The organism is Streptomyces sp. AA4, from assembly GCF_000158875.1.
In the GTDB taxonomy this organism is placed as follows: domain Bacteria; phylum Actinomycetota; class Actinomycetes; order Mycobacteriales; family Pseudonocardiaceae; genus Amycolatopsis.
Genome location: NZ_GG657746.1, coordinates 5,906,354 through 5,923,636 on the forward strand (window position 1 = coordinate 5,906,354; position 17,283 = coordinate 5,923,636).

Here is a 17,283-nt window from a genome sequence, read left to right on the forward strand (position 1 = left end):
GAAGATCCGGCAAGCTGGTCCCGTGTCCATGGAATCAACGATCGACGACCCCGCCAAGGCTCAGTTCGAGTACTTCATCAACGAGCACCGCGAAGCGCTCCAGCACTGCCTCGACGGGCTCACCGAGGAGCAGGCCCGCCGGTCGCTCGTGCCGTCGAAGACCACCTTGCTCGGCTTGGTCAAACACGTGACCTTCGTGGAGAAGGTCTGGTTCGACGAAGCCGTCACCGGCCGTTCGCGCGCCGAGATCGGGATCCCGCAGACGCCGGACGAATCGTTCGACCTCGCCGACGACGACACCATCGCGTCCGTCCAGCAGGCGCACCGCGAAGCGGGCGAAGCCGCCCGGCAGGCCACCGCCGCGCTCGAGCTGACCGACATCCTGCCCGGCAACCGGCGCGGCCCGTTGCCGCTGCGGTTCGTCTATCTGCACGTCCTGCGGGAATTCGCGCAGCACTGCGGGCACGCGGACATCCTCCGCGAGCAGATCCTCGCGGAGGACGGCGCGCCGGCTACTTCTTGACCGGATAAGCCTTGGGCTGACCGTCCTTGTCGACGCCCGCCGCGGCGTACTTGCTGACCCAGTCCGGCACGAAGCCCACCTCGGTGGACAGGTCCTTGCCGGTCTTGGCGTCGAGCACGATCGGCTGCCGGCCGTTGGTGTAGCCGTACAGCGCGCCGTGCCAGGCGACGGTCAGGCCGCCCGGCGGGACCCGGTTCGCGGCCTGGTCGGGCAGGCTCCACAGCTTGGTCCCGGCCTTCGCGTCGTACGCGGTCAGCACCCCGGAGTCCAGGCAGGCGAGCACCGACTGCTCGTCGTACAGGCAGTCGCCGTACGAGTCGGGGCCCAGGTTTCGCGTGCCCTCCGCCGAGAATTTCTCCGCGCCCGTCGCCGCGTCGAGGAACTTCAGGAACGCGTGGCCGGTGCTGTACTCGTTCGCTTTCAGGACCGCCATCGCCGGGTCGCCCTGGAGGATCTCGACCGCGCTCGACTTGGCGGCGGCGACCCATTTCTGCTGGCCCGTGGCCACGTCGAGAGCGGTCGCCTGGACCATCGAGGAGTTCTCGGCCACGTTCGAGTCGACGCCGACCACGACGTCGCCGTTCACGCTGCCCGCGTCGTAGTCCTTGCGCTCCCACAGCTGCCGCCCGGTCGCCGGGTCGAGCCCGACGGTGAGCGTGTGGTCCGACTGCGCGAAGCTGGCGACCACGGCCTTGCCGGTGACCGCGACGACGTGCGTGACCGAACGGCCGCCGCTGATCCCGTACTGGTCGTCGGTGACCTTCGTGTTCGTCTGCCAGGCCTTGGCCCCGGTTTCGGGGTTCACCGCGATGACCGCGAGCGCGACATAGCCGGGCGTCGTGCCCTGTTCGGGCATCCGCAGCGGCACGGCTCCGACGGCGAGTTCGTCCGTGACGAGCGGCGGACGCGGGCCGCTCTGCTCGACGAACGGGCCGTTGTGCGCGTTCGGGTCGGCGGCCGGGCCTTCGATCTTGGTGTTCCACTTCTCGCGGCCGGTGAGCACGTCGACCGCGCTCAGCGATTCGGGGGCGACGATGTACCCGGTGCGGTCGCGCAGCGTCAGGAACTTCGACGTCACCGACCCGCCCAGGTTGGATTGCAGCGCCGTGCGGGGCAGCGAAACGCCCTTGCTCGTGTCGAACGCCTGCGGCGGATCGGCGGTGACCGCTTCCGGCTGGGCGGACGAGGCGGGCGGCTGCTGCCCGGCCGGTCCGGCCTGGTCGGTGGGCAGGCCGGTCGGAACGGTGCCGCCCCCGCACGCGGTCGCGACGGCCAGCATCCCCAGGCAGGCGGAGGTGATCAACATTCGCCGCATCGGTGTCCCCGTTCTCCCGAATCGCTCGTCCGTTCGGCTGCCGGGGAACTTAGCCGACGAAACGGCCGGGCGGGTACGAGATCGCACAAATGCGGCGAAAAAGGTGACCCAGTCCCCGGACGGGTGAAGAACGGCCACCCATCCGCGGCCGGTCCGGCGGCGAATACCCGGCATGACCTCCCGTCTGCGGATCCTCCCGGCCGCGCTGTGCGGCGTGCTCGCCCTGGTCGCGGCGCTGGCCGCCGGGCATCTCGCGGCGTCGTTCGGCAACGTCAACGCCTCGCCGTACCTCGCGGTCGGAAACGGGGCCATCGATCTGACGCCGCTGCCGCTGAAGGATTTCGCGGTGCGGACCTTCGGCACTTACGACAAGACCGTCCTGCTCGGCGGGATGGCGGTGGTGTTGCTGGTCGTCTCCGCCGCGGCCGGGCTGTTGTCCCGGCGAGCGCCGTGGCCGGGCGCCGCGCTCATTGTCGCGTTTGGACTGATCGGCGGATTTGCGGTGGCCGCGCGGCCGGATCTGACCGCGGTCGCGTTGCTGGCTCCGCTGGCGAGCCTAACGGTCGGCGTGGCAGTTTTCCTTCTGCTGCACCGAATTGCTTCGCAACAGCAGGCAACGAACTCGTCCCGGCGGTCGTTCTTGCTCGGCAGTGTCGGCACCGTGGTCGGGGCCGGAGTTCTCGGCGGCGCCGGGCAGGCGATCAGCGGATCCCGGGACGCCACGGCTTCCCGGGAGGCGATCGGGCCGCTCGTGCCCGCGGTTTCCGCCCCGCCGATCCCTGCCGACGCGGATTTCGCCAAGCTCGGGACGCCGCCGTTCCTCACGCCCAACCGGAACTTCTACCGCGTCGACACCGCCCTGTCGGTTCCGCAGGTGCGTGCGGAGGACTGGAGCCTGCGGATCCACGGGATGGTCGAGCGGGAAGTCCGGTACCGCTACCGCGATCTCCGCGACCGGCCGCTCGTCGAACGCACCGTGACGATGACGTGTGTGTCCAATGAAGTCGGCGGCGACTACGTGTCCACTTCGAACTTCATCGGCGTCGACCTCGCCGACCTGCTGGCGGAAGCCGGAGTGCGTCCGGGCGCGGAGCAGTTGTTCTGCTCCAGTGTGGACGGTTGGACGTCCGGCACCCCGGTCGCGGCCGCGCTGGACCGGTCGCGCGGCGCGATGCTGGCGATCGGGATGAACCGCGAACCGCTGCCGCTGGAACACGGTTTCCCGGCACGGCTGGTCACGCCCGGGCTCTACGGGTATGTCTCGGCGGTCAAATGGGTGGTGGACATCGAGGTCACCACGTGGAAAGCCCGGCAGGCGTACTGGCTCCGCCGCGGCTGGGCCGAGCAGGCGCCGATCAAAACCGAATCGCGGATCGACACGCCGAAGGGCTTCGAGAACGTTCCCTCCGGCACGGTGCGGATCGCGGGCGTCGCGTGGGCGCAGCACACCGGTATCGCTTCCGTCGAGATCAAAGTGGACAGTGGACCCTGGCAGCCGACCACGCTGTCGGCTGAGGTGAACCCGAATACCTGGCGGATGTGGTGGACCCAGATCTCGGTGAAGCCCGGAACACACCAGGTTTTCGTGCGCGCGACCGACAACTCCGGCTATACGCAGACCGAAGCTCGCGCGGGCACCGTGCCCGACGGCGCGACCGGATGGCATTCCACGACTTTTCTCGCTTCCTGACCAATCCGCTTCCGCCCCGGCTCCGAATCCCTCTTGAACAATCCACTGTGAACGGAGAATTCCCGTGAAGACCCTTCGCCTCGCCGGTATCGGCGCCGCGGCCGCCCTCGCCCTCACCGCGTGCGGCACCAGCACCGACAACAAGGCCTCGAACAGCTCCCCGTCGGCGATGCCGTCCTCGGCCCCGATGTCCGCGCCGATGTCCAGCAGCGGTTCCGGCGTCACCACCAACGACCAGGTCTTCGGCCCCGCCTGTTCCCAGCTGCCGCAGGGCAGCGCACCGGGTTCGCTCGACTCGATGGGCCCGCAGCCGGTCGCGTCCGCCGCCTCCACGAACCCGCTGCTCACGAAGCTGGTCGCGGCGGTCAAGGCCACCAACCTGGTCGACACGCTCAACAGCCAGCAGGCCATCACCGTCTTCGCCCCGGCCGACCCGGCGTTCAACGCCCTCGGCGACGCGAAGTTCAAGGAACTGGCCGCCAACCCGAACCAGCTCGCGCCGATCCTGCAGTACCACGTCGTCGGCAAGCGCTACGACGCCAAGGGCCTCGAACAAGCCGGAACCGTCACCTCGCTCAACACCGCGGGCGGACCGCTCAAAATCGAGGGCTCCGGCGACAACATGACCGTCAACGGCGCCAAAATCCTCTGCGGCAACATCCCGACCAAGAACGCGACCGTCTTCGTCATCGACAAGGTCCTCACCCCCGGCACCAACAAAAACTGAACCGAGAACGGGCCCGGCGCATCCCCGCGCCGGGCCCGTATTTCAGCTCAACGAAGAAGCCACGTGCAGATCGACGTTCTTCGTCTCCGGAGCCATGAACACACTCACCACCGCACCCAATGCGGCGATCCCGGCCGCGATGTACATCGTCGCCGACAACCCGAGATTCGTGAGCGACCACGGCGTCGCGAACGTGCCCACCGCGGCGCCGATTCGGCTGATTCCGGTGCACAGGCCCACCGCGGAGGCACGGACCTCGGTCGGGAACAGTTCGTTCGGGTAGATCCATTCCAGAATGGACGGTCCGCCGTTGAACACCGCGTACACCGCGAAGGCGAGCGCGATCAGCCACAGCGCGGCACCCGGTTGCAGACCCAGGTAGAACAGCCCGGCCGCGGAGATCGCGAAGCCCCAGATCAGCACCGGGCGGCGGCCGAGGCGGTCCACCAACAGCAGTGCGGCGATGTTGCCGACGAAGAAGAAGAAATTGATCAGGCCGTAGCCGAGATGCGACAGGTTGCCGCCGCCGAGGTTGAACAGTTCGAGGATCTGCGGGCCGAACGCGTAGATCGCGAAGAGCGGGACGACCGTGCACGTCCAGAAAATCGAGATGAACACGACCCGCTTGAGATATCCGCCGCGCCACAACGCGGACATCGGGGTTTTCGTTTCGGCTTCGGGAAGATCGTCCAGCGTCGCGTGCTCGCCGATCGTCGCGCGCAGCACCTCCAGTGCTTCCGCGTCCCGGCCCTTGCTGTGCAGCCAGCGCGGCGATTCCGGAATGCTGGTGCGGGCGACGACGATCAGCAGCGCGGGCACCGCCGACGACAGCAGCATCCACTTCCAGCCCTGGTCCACGTTCAGCAGGAAGAAGCCGACGAACGCGGCGACCGTCGCGCCGACGAACCACATCGCGTTCAGCCCGCCGACCAACCGGGCCCGCCACGCTTTCGGCGCGAATTCGGTGACCAGCGCGGTCGCGATGGGATAGTCCGCGCCCACCGCGACGCCGATCAGCAGCCGCAGCACGAACAACTGCGCGGCGTCGGCGACGAAGAACTGCAGCACCGAGCACACGATGATGGCGATCAGGTCGATCGTGTACATCAGTTTCCGGCCGATGCGGTCGGTGAGCGGGCCGAACACCGCTCCCCCGATGAACACGCCGACCAGCGCGGACGCGCCGATCAGGCCGGACCACAGCGAGTCCATGTGCCACTGCGGGCCGATCTGCACCAGTGCGATGCCGATGATGCTGAGGATGTAGCCGTCCAGGAACGGCCCGCCGGACGAGTACAGCGCCAGTTTGCGGTGGAACCCGTTGAGCCGGGCGGAATCCAGGGTCGCCCGGACAGCGGTGTCCGGTGCGCGGTCAGTCTTCATGTCGGTTGGTCTCCTCGCTGCCGACCGCCGCCACGGCGTCGATCTCGATGCGTTTCGTCCCCCGGAATCCGGCGACCTGGACCGTGGTCCGCGGCGGCAGGTCGATGCCGGCGAAACGGTCGAGGTAAGCCTGGTGGTAGGCGTCGAACTCGCCGAGGTCGGCGAGGAACACCGTCAGTTTGAGCAGCGTGCGCAGGCTCCCTCCGGCGGCCCGCAAGGTGTCCTCGAGGTTGTCGAGGGCGACCCGCACCTGCTCGTCGACCGCTTCCGGGACGCTCCCGTCCCGCCGGGCCGGAACCTGCCCGCACGCCCAGATCACCCCGCCGAAAACGGCTGCCCCGGCGTACGGACGCGGTCCGTGCGGATGCGCCACCAGCTCGCGCGAGTTCATCGGCCCTCCCGGTGGTCCGGAATCAGGAACCCGCGCGCGATGGAGTACGCGAGAGTCCACAGTGGAGTTTCCACGGACACGCCATGGGTGACTGCTTCGCGATGCCGCTGTTTCCGTTCCTCCGCAGTGGAAATCAGCTCACCGGCGGGAACGTCGGTCAGCGGGCGGATCATCAATCCCGCGACCGGCGGACGCGGTTCAGCTTCAGCGGGAAGCCGGAGCAAGTCCCCGTCCGGAGTCACCATGGTGCGTTGTGAACCGTCCGAAAGGGACAGCACGCGGCCAGACCGTTCGGCGATGTCCAACGCGGCCCACTCCAGCACCGGGGCGCCAGCCATCCCCGGTACCACCAACGTGCCCACCACGGCCGCCGTTTCGCACGCGGGCACGAAAGCCTGCAGCGGACCGCGCGAAGCCGGGTCGTGCGCCACGGCGTACCCGTCGCAATGCTCCAGCCGGAGACCGATTCGTCCGGCCGGGATCCGGGTCGTCTCGGTGGCCAAAGCGTCGAGCCCGGCGCCCGCGTGGACCTCGGCGGACGCGATGACCTCGGCCAGGTACTCCGCCTCGCCGCTGCTCAGCCCCGACGCTCGCAGGGCACGCAGCGAGACCTCATGGATCTCCCGCACCGACACCCGGGTCCGCACGGTTTCCGCCGCCGGCACGCGCTCGGCCCGCGCCGCGGTCATTGTCCCGCTCCGGCGAAGACCGTGTCGAACAGCCGGAGCCAGTTGCCGCCCAGCACCTGCGCCACCACGGTTTCGGCCAAGCCGGCCTCCAGCAATCCTTCGGTGAGAACGGGGAAATCGGCCGGTCCGGCGAACCAGTTCGGCCACACCGGCCACTGCGGTTCCACCGGCACCGCGGACGCGGGCCGCCACCGGCCGTTGCGCAGCCACGCGACGTAGTCCTGCGACCAGTTCCGCGTGCAGTCGCTGCCGAGCGCGACGTGGTCCGGCCCGATCTTCTCGACCAGTCCCGCGACCATCTCGCAGAACTGCCGCCGGGTCGTCTTCTCGCCGCCGATCACGTTGGGGTACAAGCAACAGCCGAGCACTCCGCCGCGCGCGGCGAGGGCCTCGATGACGTCGTCCGGCTTGTTGCGCGGCGAATCCGCGAAGGACAGCGGGTTCGCGTGCGTGATCGCGACCGGCCCCGCCGAGGCGTCGATCGCGTCGCGGCTGGTGCGGTTGCCGACGTGCGACAGGTCGACCAGCATCCCGACGCGGTTCATTTCCGCGACGACGAACCGGCCGTACGCGGTGAGCCCGGAATCGTGCTCGTCGTAGCAGGCGCCGCCGACGAGGTTCTGGATGTTGTAGGTCAGCTGCGCGATGCGGACGCCGAGACGGTGGAACACCTCGACCATCCGGTAGTCGTCGCCGAACGGCGAGGTGTTCTGGAAGCCGAGCAGCACGGCGAGCCTGCCGTCGCGCTTCGCCGTCCGGATGTCGTCGGCGCTGTCGGCGAGGACGACCAGATCGGCGTTGTCCCGGGCGAGTTCGTACCAGTCCGCGACCGCGCGCAGCGTTTCCTGCGGGCCTTCCCAGACCGCACAGGTCGCGTTGACGCCGGTGACGCCGCCGGCCTTCAGCTCCTCCAGGACTTTGCGGTCCCAGTTGTTGATCTGCAGTCCGTCGACGACCGTGAGGTCGCCGTGCTCCAGGGGGTCCACTCAGGACTCCTTTCCGGGCTTGCGGGTGAACAGCCAGTCGTCGTCCACTCCGGACTCGACGTCGCGCGCCCGGGGCGCGCCCGAGAACAACGTGACGCGCAACCAGTCGGTGGACTGCGGGCTGTAGTTCTCCATGCCGTACAGGGCCAATTGGAACCGCTGCAGGTGCAGCGGGAGGAAATCGTCGGCGAGCAGGTTCGCGCGGACCTCGCCGTAACGGAGTCCGGCGACCGACTGCACGCGCGCGACAATGCCGCGGTGCCACGGGAATTCCAGCAGGAACTCGGCGACCGAACGGTCGGCGTCCGCGGCGGCCAGGTCGTGCCGGAGGGCGTGCACGGAGCGGGCGATGTCGATCGGGTGCTCCATCGATTCGCCCGGGTCCTGGCCGCGTTTGCCGCGCCGTGGTTCCTCGTTGTCCTCCGCGGAGAACCAGAACCTCGCCTGTTCGTTCGGGTCGGTGAAGTCGAATTCGCGTGTCCAGTCGTACCGGTCGGCCAGCAGGTCGCGCAGTTGTCCGCAGGTCTGCCTCAGGTCGACTCGCCGCCGCTGGTCGCAGGTCAGCAGGTGCTCGATCTCCGAGTCGAGCGAATCGTCCAGCTCGACCAGAACGGTGTGCAGCACCGCCCGGGCCTCGGGGCCGAACGCCGCGGCCCGGTCGTCGAGGTCTCGCCAACGGAAACCGCCCGCTGGGTATTCGCCGAGCAGCGAGGCGATTCCGTCGAGCCGTTGGGCCAGTTCGGGTCCGGACAGGTACGGCGCGGTCGCCAAGGTGTCGCGTTCGCGGAAGTACTGGCGGGCGCGGTCGAGCAGTTCGCTCGCCCGGCGCACGGAACCGGCATCGGCTTCAGTACCGAGGGCGTGGGCCAGCGGCAGTTCCCGGGCCGAGCACCACGCGTCCAGGATATGCGGATGGTTCACCACGAACGGGACCATGCCGAGTCCGGTCGCGTTGCCCAGGCCGAGGTACCGCCGCCACTCGCCGGAAAGCTTCGCCGCAGCAGGGTTTCGCCGTGCGGCACAGTGTTCGGCCAGGTCGTAGCTGAACTCGCGCAGCAGCCACGCGGCCAGCATCTGCGCGCGGTACGGCACCCGCAGCGGCGGGAGTTCGGCGAGCCGGTCGAAGTCGGCGAGACCGAACTTTCCGTTGCTGTAGAAGGCGGTGCTGCGCAGGAGATAGCAGGCGTCGCCCATCGTGTCAGTGGCCGGCTGTTCACCGGCAGCAAGTTGAGATACCACGTAGGCGAAGAACCGCTCGCTCCGGTTCGCCCGCGTCCACACCAGCGTCGCGGCGTCGGCGCGGCCAGCTTCCTGCCGTGGTACTTCACGACGCAGCTCTGCCATCCGAGTGTCCGGAACTGGACCTTCCACCAGGGCAGCGGTGACATCCCAGCGCTTCGCGATCACGCGGTCAGTGCGCTCGCTTTCCTGCAGGACGGTGGAAAACACCGCGAAGTGCAGAAGCGTTCCGCCCGCGTCGATCCGGTAGAGCGCCTCGCCGTGCCCGACGTCGTCGAACTCCCAGCGAACCGTGGAAACCGCCCAACGCTCCCGAGCCGCCTGGCGGAGGAAGGACCGCGCGAAGCTGTGCCGGGTGTAGCGGGCGGCGCCCAGTTCCTCCGGGGCGAGCGCCGTGTCCGCGGGCCGGGTCACGACTGTTCCCGAGGCGCGGACGTCCGCAGGTACGCGGTTTTGGTCCAGGTGAAGAACTCCGCGGCGGATTCGCCGTTCTGTTCGCGCGGCGCGGGGAACGACGAGTCCTTGAGACCGCCGAACGGGGCGTGCACCTCGGACCCGGTGTTCGGCGCGTTGACCTTCACGATGCCCGCGTCCAGGTCGCGCAGGCACCGCCGCACCGCGCGCTCGTCGTCGGTGAACACCGCCGCGGTGAGCCCGAACCGAGTGCCGTTCGCGAGCCGGATCGCCTCATCCAGGTCGGCGGCGCGCAGCACGGTGGCGACCGGTCCGAACACCTCCTCCTGGCTGATCGTCAGTTCGGGCGTCCCGGCCAGCAGCGTCGGCGCGACGAACGCGCCGCCCTCCGGGCAATTCGCGCGGGCCAGCACCGTCGCGCCCTCGTCGACCGCCTGCTGGATTGCGCCCTCGACCTCTTCCGCCGCGCGGGCGGACACCAACGGCCCGATCTCGACTCCCGGCGTCGTCGCCGGCCCGACGACGAGCCCCTTGACCCGGGCGGACAACTCGGCGACCAGCCGGTCGTAAGCCTCGCCGACCGCGATGATCCGGCGAGCGGCCGTGCACTTCTGCCCGGTCCCGCTCATCGACGCGGTGACCAGCGCCGTTGCCGCCTGCGCCGGGTCGGCGTCCGGCAGGACGATCGCCGCGCTGTGCCCGCCGAGTTCGAGCTGCACCTTCGCCCCGCGCGGCACGACCGCGGCCTGGATCGCCCGGCCGACCGGCACCGATCCGGTGAATGTGACCCCAGCCAGTTCCGGCCGCTCCACCAGCTCCGCGCCGAGCGAACCGGGCGCGAGCAGCAGGTTGAGCACGCCGTCCGGAACCCCGGCCTCGACGAGGATCTCCGCGAACGCCACCGCCAGCGCGACCGTGTCGCTGGCCGGCTTCCACACCACCGAGTTGCCCCACAGCAGCGCGGGCGCGAGCTTCCACGCCGGGATCTGCACCGGGAAGTTCCACGGCGTGATCACGCCGACGACCCCCAGCGGACGCCGCACGGTCCGCACGACCTCGTCCGGGTTGCCGGACGGGTAGAGCACGCCGTCGGCACTGCGCGCCCGGCCCGCGTGGTAGTGCAGCGTCTCGACCGAGGCGGCCACCTCGCCGCGCGACTCCGCCAGCGTCTTGCCCTGTTCGCGGGTCATCAGCGCGGCCACCGATTCGGCGCGCTGGGCGAGCAATTCGGCGGCCCGCCGCAACACGAGACCGCGCGCGATGGTGCCCTGGCGATCCCACTCCGGCTGCGCAGCCACCGCCGCGCGCACCGCCTCGTCGAGCAACTCCGAACCAGCCGTGCGGTATTCGGCCACGATCTGCGCGGGATCCGCCGGATCGACACTCTGCGCGACCGGTCCGTCGCCGGGAACCCACCGTCCCGCTACGAAGTGCTGCAACGACAATGCGTGATCCACGGGGTGCTCCTCGACGTTCGCGACGGTGCCTGTCGTCCATGACGCTAAGTCGCGCGGAACACAGAGTGAAGTATCTATTGCCTACGCACTGATAAGGAACCATTATCACTGGCGTGGAACTCCGCCAGCTTCGCTACTTCGTCGCGGTCGCCGAGGAACGCAGCTTCCGCCGCGCCGCCGAACGGCTGCACCTCGCCCAGCCCGCGCTCAGCCAGCAGATCGCGAAGCTGGAGAAGGAGCTGTCCGTACGGCTGCTCCTGCGGACGACCCGCAGCGTCGAGCTGACGGAACCAGGCCGCGTGCTGCTGACCGAAGGCCGCCGGGTCCTCGCGGACAGCCAGCACGCTCTCACCGCGGTCGCGCACGCCGCGCGCGGCGAACTCGGGCTGCTGCGGATCGGCTTCGTCAGCTCCGCCGCGCTCGAAATCGTGCCCGCGACGGTGCTGGAAATGCGCCGGCAGTGGCCGAATGTCCGCTTCGAACTGACCGAGTCGACCACCGACGCGCAGATCGCCGCGCTCGGCGACGGTCAGCTCGACGTCGGCATCGCGCGCGAGGTCGGCGAGGCCGCCGGGCTGACCGTGCACCCGCTGGGCCGCGAACGGCTGATCGTGGCCGTGTCCGAGACGCATCCGTTGGCGGACAAGGAAACCGTCGAGATGGCGGAGCTGGCCGACGAACCCTTCCTCGCCTTCCCGCGCACACGCGTCTCGCGGCTGCACGACCACATCGAAACGCTGTGCCTGCGGGCCGGCTTCCGGATGCGCGTGGTGCAGGAAGCCGTCCAGTTCCCGACCATGCTCGGCCTCGTCGCCGCGGACACCGGCATCGCGATCGTGCCGAACGCCTTGCGCGCCTTGCAGTTGCCCGGCTTGCGCTATCTCGCCCTGACCGACGCTGGCGCGTTCTCGACCGTCTCGGCGATCTCGCGCACCGACCACGAGACCAACCCGGTGGTCGACCGTTTCCTCAGCGTCGCGCGTGCCGGATGATGACGCGGTGGACTTCGAACCGCACCGCGGCGAACTGACCGCCTACTGCTACCGGATGGCCGGGTCGTTCCACGAAGCCGAGGACCTCGTGCAGGAAACGCTGCTGCGCGCGTGGAAAGCCCGCGACCGCTACGACCCGGCTCGCGCCTCGGTCCGGACCTGGCTGTACCGGATCGCCACCAACGTCTGCCTGACCGCGTTGGAAGGCCGCGCCCGCCGCCCGTTGCCGTCCGGCCTCGGCGCCGCCAGCGACGATCCGGGCGCGCCGCTGCGGCCGTCGGCGGACATCCCGTGGCTGCAGCCGTTTCCCGACGCCCGCTGCGACGCCGACACCCGCGCCGGGCTGCGGCTGGCCTGGATCGCCGCGACGCAGGTCCTCCCGGCACGGCAACGGGCGGTCGTCGTGCTCCGGTCGGTGCTGGAGTTCAGCGCGGCCGAGGTCGCCGCCCAGCTGGAGACGACCGTTCCGGCGGTCAACAGCGCGCTGCAGCGAGCCCGCGCCGCGCTCGCCGACGCGGGCGGGATGGACGAGATCGCCGAACCGGACGACGCCGAAACCCAGGCCGTGATCGACCGGTACGCGCGTGCCTTCGAGGCCGCCGACGTCGAAGCACTCGTCCAGTTGCTCACCGACGACGCGATCCTGGAAATGCCGCCGGTCCCGCTCTGGTTCCGCGGCAGCGAGGACTACGGCCGGTTCCTGCACCGGGTGTTCGAGATGCGCGGGGCCGGCTGGACCGTCCGCGGGCTCCGCGCGAACGGACAGCCCGCGCTCGCCGCCTACACCTCCGACGGGCAGCTGCACACCCTGCAGGTCTTCACCGTGACCGGCGGGCGGATTTCGCACAACGTCGTGTTCGCCGATCCGCGCGTTTTCGAGGCGTTCGACCTGCCGCCGAAGATTTTTTAGCCGAGACCGATGAGTTCGGCCGGGGCCGCCGGTAGGTACTGGCGACACCGACCGAAGGGACCTCCGCCATGAGCGTCATCGTCATCTCGTTCGTCACCCTCGACGGCATCGCGTCCGACCCGGGCAGCGCCCCCAGCAGCGGCTGGGCGTTCCGGCACGGCCCGGAGTCCGTCGCGGGCGACAAATTCCGCCTCGGGAGCACGCTGGACGACGGGGTCCTGCTGCTCGGCCGCAAGACCTGGGAACTGTTCTCCGGCCTGTGGCCGCACCGCGACGACCCGTTCTCGCGGCGGATGAACGCCGTGCCCAAGCTGGTCGCCAGCCGCACCCTCGCCGACCCGAGCGCGTGGCAGAACTCGTCGGTCCTCGACGGCGACCTGGTCGACGCGGTGAAACGGGAAGAACGCGACGTCGTCGTCACCGGCAGCCTGAGCGTCGTGCACACGCTGCTCGCGGCGGACCTCGTCGACGAGTACCGGCTGCTGACGTTCCCGACCATCGTGGGCAACGGCACCCGGCTGTTCCCGGACGGCACGGGTGTCGCGCACCTGGAATGCGTGTCGGTGGAACGCGTTGGCGCGGCGACGCTTTCGCGGTATGTGCGGGAGGGTTCGGGGCGGTAGGCCGCGAATCCGCGACAGACGCCGCCGCTCGGCCAGTCGGTCGCGAAGGGGCACCGCCGGGCGCTGACGTTGGTTTGTCGCGCCGGAGAGCTCCGGGATCAGTCCGCGTACCCGTGCTGATGCGCGTACCGCACCGCCTGCGCCCGGGTCCCGCAGCCGGTCTTCGCGAAGATCCGGTTCACGTGCGTCTTCACCGTCGCCTCGCTGACCTGCAGTTCCCGCGCGATCTCCCGGTTCCTCCGTCCCCCCGCGACCAGCTTCAGCACGTCCACCTCCCGCGCCGTCAGCCCGTCCTCCGGCGGCGCGGCCGGGCGGCGGGCGGCGGCCAGCAGCGTCCGCTGCACCGACAGGTCCATCACGGTCTGCCCGGCCGCCGCCGCGTGGATCGCCCGGCCGATCTCGTCGCCGTTCGCCGCTTTGGTCACGTAGCCGACCGCGCCCGCGTCCAGCGCGCGCACGATCGACGCGCTGTCCGCGTAGGTGGTGAGCACGACGACCCGCGTGCCCGGCAGCTCCGCGACGATCCGCCGCGTCGCCGCCGCCCCGTCGCAGCGCGGCAGGTCCAGGTCCATCAGCACGACGTCGGGCTGCAGCCGCAGGGTTTCCTCGACCGCGGCGAGACCGTCGCCCGCCTGTCCGACGACCTCGATCTCCGGCAGCAGCCCGACCAGCAGCACCAGCCCCTCCCGCACCGCGGGCTGGTCCTCGGCCACGAGCACGCGCACGATCGTCATGCCGGGATCCTCACCGACAACCGCCAGCCCGCGCCATCCGGGCCCGCGGTCACCTCGCCGCCGACCAGCTCCGCGCGCTCGCGCAGGCCAGTGAGGCCGTATCCGGCACCGGGCAGTCCGCTGCCGGAACCGGTCCGGTTGAGGACTGTCATCGTCACCGCATCGTCCAGATAGGACAGTTCGACCGACACCGGCGCGCCCGCCGCGTGCTTGCGCGCATTGGACAGTCCTTCTTGGACAGTGCGGTACAGCAGCAGGGTGCCGTCCGCGGGGAGTTCGCGCGGTTCGCCGGTCACCTGGATCGACGCGGTGTCCGGCAGCGAACCGAACAACTCCGGCAACGCCATCGGAGCACCGCGCAAGGCGTGCACCGCGCGCCGCGTCTCGATCAGCCCCTCCTGCGCTAACTGCCCGGCCTTCTCCACGCAGGCGGCGAGTTTTTCGTCCGGCGACGGCAACTCGGCCACCATCCGCGCCGCGGCCTGCAAATGCAGCGACAGCGCCGAGAGCGAATGCGCCTGGATGTCGTGGACCTCCCGGGCCAGCCGGGCGCGTTCCTCCAGCGTCGCGCCGCGGGCCACGGCCTCCTGGGCTAGCCGCGTCTGGTCCAGCAGGTCCCGGGCCTGCCGCGCCTGCACCCGGTACTGCCGCCGGTTGAGCCCGAGCAGCACCACGACCGCCACCGCCAGCGCGTTCCCCGCGACGAGCCCGGCCGGCTGCCCGGCAAGCCAGCCTCCGACAGTGGCTGCGACCCCCACGACCGCAGCCACCGTGCCGATCTCCACCGGAGGGATCGCCTCGAGCGACGACAACACGAGCAAGGACAGACATATCAACGACGGTCCGGTGAGATTCTGGTCCGCGACCGTCACGACCGTGCCGAACAGCGCGGCCAGCGACAGCAGCACGGCCCCCGCCCGCGGCCAGCGAAGGTCCAGAATCCCGAACGCCAGCCCGCACGCGGCGGAAGCGGCCATCGGCGCCCACTCCCACTCCGCCGAGGGCTGCGCGGTGACGAGAATCGCGACGAAGGCCACCGGCGTGAGCAGCCGCATCAGGACCAGCGGCAGCCGAGTCATCGCGTTCCCTCCCCCTGGGCGTCTTCGCTGCTCAGCGTAGTCAGGCCCGCACCGGCTGCCCATCACATGCCGGCTCGAGCCGTCGCGCCCGCCACAGCACCCCGCCGGCCCGCACCGCGACCATGGCCAGCGCCATCAGCACGAAGAACAAGCCCACCCCGTCCTCGTCCAGACCGGCGCTGACCAGGAATTCGCCGACCTTCGCGGCGAACGAGCGCACGTTCTCCACCGCCCACACGAACACCAGCCGCCCGACCAGCACAGCGAGCCAGATCAGCAGGTACGGCCAGCCCGCCCAGGTCTGCACGCGCCCGGTGACCGCGCTGCGCTCCACCCGGGTGGTCGCGATCAGCCCCGCGCCGGCGACCGCCCCGGCGACGGCCCCGACCAGGCCGGCCACCACGTTCGGCCCGGTCAGCGAGATCCCGCCGGTGAAGTACAGGACCCCGATGACGGTGCACGAGACGAACGGCATGATGCCCATGACCAGGTTGTGCCGACGGCGGCCCACCTGGGTGAAAAGCACGAGGGCGAGCAGGATCCCGCCCATGATCAGAGCGTCAGTCATCACGGCCTTCTTGTCGAGTCAGGCGGGCCGGAACACCCGCCTTCCCGAAGCTAGGGCCCCGGATCCGCCGAATCGTCCAACCACCGACCGATTCCGGGTGGACGTGACCTACACCCGGAAATCCGGAGCCCGTCCGCCTCCGCCGGTACACTGTGGAGCGTCAGCGGCCGAAGACGGCTGGGCAGTCCCAAAAAACGCCGTGGAGCCGGACGAACGATGATCCCCGCACTGCTGGTCCTCTCGACCGCGGTCCTGCTGCGCGCGCTCGCGGCCAAGCGGCTCGACCGGTGGAACATCGCCGCACCCGTGCTGATGGTGCTGTGCGGGGCCGCGACCGCGATGTTCGCGAATCCGGGAAAACTGCTCGACCTCTTCGACACGGAAGTCGCCCAGCACGTCGCCGAACTCATTCTCGCGATGCTGCTTTTCGTCGACGCCACCGAGGTCCGCGGCGGACGGCTGTGGGGACACGCGCCCGGTCTCGTCGCGCGCGTGCTGTTCCTCGCGCTGCCGCTGAGCCTCGGACTGGCAATGCTGGCCGGCTGGGCCTTTTTCCCGGAACTGCCGTGGCCGTTGCTGCTGATCGTCGCGTGCATCGTCATCCCGAGCGATTTCGCCGCCGCCGAACGCGTCGTGCGGGACAAAACGCTGACGCCGCAAGTGCGCAGCGTGCTGAACGTGGAAAGCGGTTACAACGACGGATTGGTCTCGCCGCTGTTCCTGTTCGCGCTTATTCTCGCGCGCAGCGACAATACCGCGAACACCGCCGGAAAAGCCCTCGCGACCGCGTTGCCGTTCGCGCTCAAAGCCGTCGTCGCCGGGGGCGTCGTCGGGACGGTCATCGGGGTTCTGCTCTTCCTCGCGGTCCGCTCCGGCTGGACTTCCGGGCAGGGGCGGCGCATCACCATTCTCACCACTCCCCTGCTGACCTATGCCGCGACAGTCGCCATCGACGGCAACGGATTCGTCGCCTGTTTCGTCTCCGGCATCGCCTTCCGCTACGTCTACCGCGCCTTCGCCGCGCGACACCTGCGTACCGCGGACAGCCCCGCCCGGGAGCACTTCGCCCGGCCGGCCGAGGATCTGCAGCTGCTCGAAGAGGTCACCGGAATCCTGACGATGGCGATGTGGTTCGTCGTCGGCGGGGCCGCGGTGGTCATGGTGTCCCTCGGGGTGCCGTGGCAGCCGGTCGTCTTCTGCTTGCTCGCGCTGACCGTCCTGCGGATCGTCCCGGTGCTGGTGTCGCTCGCCGGAACGCGGATGCCGCTGCGGGACCGGTTCCTGGTCGGCGCGCTCGGCCCGCGCGGCACGACGTCGGTCGTCTTCGGACTGCTGGCGATCAACGGACTGACCGGCGAGGCCAGCGACCTCGTCCTGACGCTGACAGTCGTCTGCGTCCTGGGCAGCGTGGTCCTGCACGGGCTCGGCTCGACGCCGCTCATCACGCGGCTGATGACTCCGCGGGCGCACCGTCAGTCCCAGTGAGACGCAGGCACCGCGATCGCCGGGAGGCCGGGGCTTCTTTGTCCGATTTGGACTGTCCAGGTCACGCCGCGGCTTCTG

General features: G+C 69.9%; 17 protein-coding genes. 7 read left to right on the top strand and 10 right to left on the bottom strand.

Going from position 1 to position 17,283, the window contains the following annotated elements; genetic code table 11:
- Positions 1-28: 28 nt before the first annotated feature.
- Positions 29-523 (top strand): DinB family protein, encoded by a 495-nt coding sequence (locus SSMG_RS27030; protein ID WP_009081225.1) that lies wholly within the window; start codon positions 29-31, stop codon positions 521-523.
- On the opposite strand, the gene SSMG_RS27035 is transcribed toward SSMG_RS27030, so the two are convergent.
- On the bottom strand, positions 513-1,838 hold the full coding sequence (locus SSMG_RS27035; RefSeq protein WP_009081226.1) for a PQQ-binding-like beta-propeller repeat protein: 1,326 nt from the start codon (positions 1,836-1,838) through the stop codon (positions 513-515). The genes SSMG_RS27030 and SSMG_RS27035 overlap by 11 nt on opposite strands.
- A 172-nt stretch (positions 1,839-2,010) precedes the next feature.
- Here SSMG_RS27035 and SSMG_RS27040 point away from each other — a divergent pair, with 172 nt between their 5' ends.
- Together SSMG_RS27040 and SSMG_RS27045 are read left to right on the top strand one after the other, a co-directional pair.
- Positions 2,011-3,528 carry a molybdopterin-dependent oxidoreductase gene (locus tag SSMG_RS27040; RefSeq protein ID WP_009081227.1) on the top strand — a complete coding sequence of 506 codons (1,518 nt, stop codon included), beginning with the start codon at positions 2,011-2,013 and terminating at the stop codon, positions 3,526-3,528.
- A gap of 64 nt (positions 3,529-3,592) precedes the next feature.
- Positions 3,593-4,255 (top strand): fasciclin domain-containing protein, encoded by a 663-nt coding sequence (locus tag SSMG_RS27045; protein WP_009081228.1) that lies wholly within the window; start codon positions 3,593-3,595, stop codon positions 4,253-4,255.
- A gap of 42 nt (positions 4,256-4,297) precedes the next feature.
- Here the strand turns inward: SSMG_RS27045 and SSMG_RS27050 are convergent, their stop codons facing one another.
- Genes SSMG_RS27050 through SSMG_RS27075 form a run of 6 tightly spaced genes read right to left on the bottom strand, consistent with a single transcriptional unit; the run spans position 4,298 to position 10,814 of the window.
- Complete coding sequence (locus SSMG_RS27050; RefSeq protein ID WP_009081230.1) at positions 4,298-5,638, bottom strand: MFS transporter; 1,341 nt, start codon at positions 5,636-5,638, stop codon at positions 4,298-4,300.
- On the bottom strand, positions 5,628-6,029 hold the full coding sequence (locus SSMG_RS27055; RefSeq protein WP_009081232.1) for a RidA family protein: 402 nt from the start codon (positions 6,027-6,029) through the stop codon (positions 5,628-5,630). The genes SSMG_RS27050 and SSMG_RS27055 overlap by 11 nt, the downstream gene beginning before the upstream one ends.
- Positions 6,026-6,718, bottom strand: coding sequence for a hypothetical protein (locus SSMG_RS27060; protein WP_009081234.1), 693 nt, complete (start codon positions 6,716-6,718; stop codon positions 6,026-6,028). The genes SSMG_RS27055 and SSMG_RS27060 overlap by 4 nt, the downstream gene beginning before the upstream one ends.
- Positions 6,715-7,704, bottom strand: coding sequence for a membrane dipeptidase (locus SSMG_RS27065; protein WP_009081236.1), 990 nt, complete (start codon positions 7,702-7,704; stop codon positions 6,715-6,717). Before SSMG_RS27065 ends, SSMG_RS27060 begins: the two co-directional genes overlap by 4 nt.
- The gene (locus tag SSMG_RS27070; protein ID WP_009081237.1) at positions 7,705-9,357 is read right to left on the bottom strand and encodes a hypothetical protein; all 1,653 of its coding nucleotides are present in this window, start codon (positions 9,355-9,357) and stop codon (positions 7,705-7,707) included. It lies immediately after the preceding gene.
- On the bottom strand, positions 9,354-10,814 hold the full coding sequence (locus SSMG_RS27075) for an aldehyde dehydrogenase (RefSeq protein ID WP_009081238.1): 1,461 nt from the start codon (positions 10,812-10,814) through the stop codon (positions 9,354-9,356). The genes SSMG_RS27070 and SSMG_RS27075 overlap by 4 nt, the downstream gene beginning before the upstream one ends.
- Positions 10,815-10,927: 113 nt before the next feature.
- Between SSMG_RS27075 and SSMG_RS27080 the strand changes: the two genes are divergently transcribed.
- The 3 genes from SSMG_RS27080 (at position 10,928) to SSMG_RS27090 (ending at position 13,339) form a co-directional block, all read left to right on the top strand.
- Positions 10,928-11,806, top strand: coding sequence for a LysR family transcriptional regulator (locus tag SSMG_RS27080; RefSeq protein ID WP_009081239.1), 879 nt, complete (start codon positions 10,928-10,930; stop codon positions 11,804-11,806).
- A gap of 7 nt (positions 11,807-11,813) precedes the next feature.
- Entirely contained in the window at positions 11,814-12,716 is a 903-nt protein-coding gene (locus tag SSMG_RS27085; RefSeq protein ID WP_037715007.1) for an RNA polymerase subunit sigma-70, read from the top strand.
- A 68-nt stretch (positions 12,717-12,784) separates the two neighbouring features.
- Complete coding sequence (locus tag SSMG_RS27090) at positions 12,785-13,339, top strand: dihydrofolate reductase family protein (RefSeq protein ID WP_037715009.1); 555 nt, start codon at positions 12,785-12,787, stop codon at positions 13,337-13,339.
- A 98-nt stretch (positions 13,340-13,437) separates the two neighbouring features.
- Here SSMG_RS27090 and SSMG_RS27095 read toward each other — a convergent pair whose 3' ends face one another.
- Genes SSMG_RS27095 through SSMG_RS27105 form a run of 3 tightly spaced genes read right to left on the bottom strand, consistent with a single transcriptional unit; the run spans position 13,438 to position 15,720 of the window.
- A complete protein-coding gene (locus tag SSMG_RS27095; protein ID WP_037715011.1) occupies positions 13,438-14,073 on the bottom strand; it encodes a response regulator transcription factor in 636 nt (211 codons plus the stop codon).
- On the bottom strand, positions 14,070-15,152 hold the full coding sequence (locus tag SSMG_RS27100; RefSeq protein ID WP_050788292.1) for a sensor histidine kinase: 1,083 nt from the start codon (positions 15,150-15,152) through the stop codon (positions 14,070-14,072). The genes SSMG_RS27095 and SSMG_RS27100 overlap by 4 nt, the downstream gene beginning before the upstream one ends.
- A gap of 40 nt (positions 15,153-15,192) precedes the next feature.
- Positions 15,193-15,720: a hypothetical protein gene (locus tag SSMG_RS27105; RefSeq protein WP_037715013.1), complete on the bottom strand. Its 528-nt coding sequence runs from the start codon at positions 15,718-15,720 to the stop codon at positions 15,193-15,195.
- 216 nt (positions 15,721-15,936) lie between these two features.
- Here SSMG_RS27105 and SSMG_RS27110 point away from each other — a divergent pair, with 216 nt between their 5' ends.
- Positions 15,937-17,205, top strand: a complete 1,269-nt coding sequence (locus SSMG_RS27110; RefSeq protein WP_009081245.1) for a cation:proton antiporter — start codon at positions 15,937-15,939, stop codon at positions 17,203-17,205.
- Positions 17,206-17,283 lie beyond the last annotated feature (78 nt).

Excerpts from the sequence above, each read along its gene's own strand:
- SSMG_RS27030 (WP_009081225.1), top strand. The coding sequence starts at position 29 with ATGGAATCAACGATCGACGACCCCGCCAAGGCTCAGTTCGAGTACTTC.
- SSMG_RS27035 (WP_009081226.1), bottom strand. The coding sequence starts at position 1,838 with ATGCGGCGAATGTTGATCACCTCCGCCTGCCTGGGGATGCTGGCCGTC.
- SSMG_RS27040 (WP_009081227.1), top strand. The coding sequence starts at position 2,011 with ATGACCTCCCGTCTGCGGATCCTCCCGGCCGCGCTGTGCGGCGTGCTC.
- SSMG_RS27050 (WP_009081230.1), bottom strand. The coding sequence starts at position 5,638 with ATGAAGACTGACCGCGCACCGGACACCGCTGTCCGGGCGACCCTGGAT.
- SSMG_RS27055 (WP_009081232.1), bottom strand. The coding sequence starts at position 6,029 with ATGAACTCGCGCGAGCTGGTGGCGCATCCGCACGGACCGCGTCCGTAC.
- SSMG_RS27060 (WP_009081234.1), bottom strand. The coding sequence starts at position 6,718 with ATGACCGCGGCGCGGGCCGAGCGCGTGCCGGCGGCGGAAACCGTGCGG.
- SSMG_RS27090 (WP_037715009.1), top strand. The coding sequence starts at position 12,785 with ATGAGCGTCATCGTCATCTCGTTCGTCACCCTCGACGGCATCGCGTCC.
- SSMG_RS27095 (WP_037715011.1), bottom strand. The coding sequence starts at position 14,073 with ATGACGATCGTGCGCGTGCTCGTGGCCGAGGACCAGCCCGCGGTGCGG.
- SSMG_RS27100 (WP_050788292.1), bottom strand. The coding sequence starts at position 15,152 with ATGACTCGGCTGCCGCTGGTCCTGATGCGGCTGCTCACGCCGGTGGCC.
- SSMG_RS27105 (WP_037715013.1), bottom strand. The coding sequence starts at position 15,720 with ATGACTGACGCTCTGATCATGGGCGGGATCCTGCTCGCCCTCGTGCTT.
- SSMG_RS27110 (WP_009081245.1), top strand. The coding sequence starts at position 15,937 with ATGATCCCCGCACTGCTGGTCCTCTCGACCGCGGTCCTGCTGCGCGCG.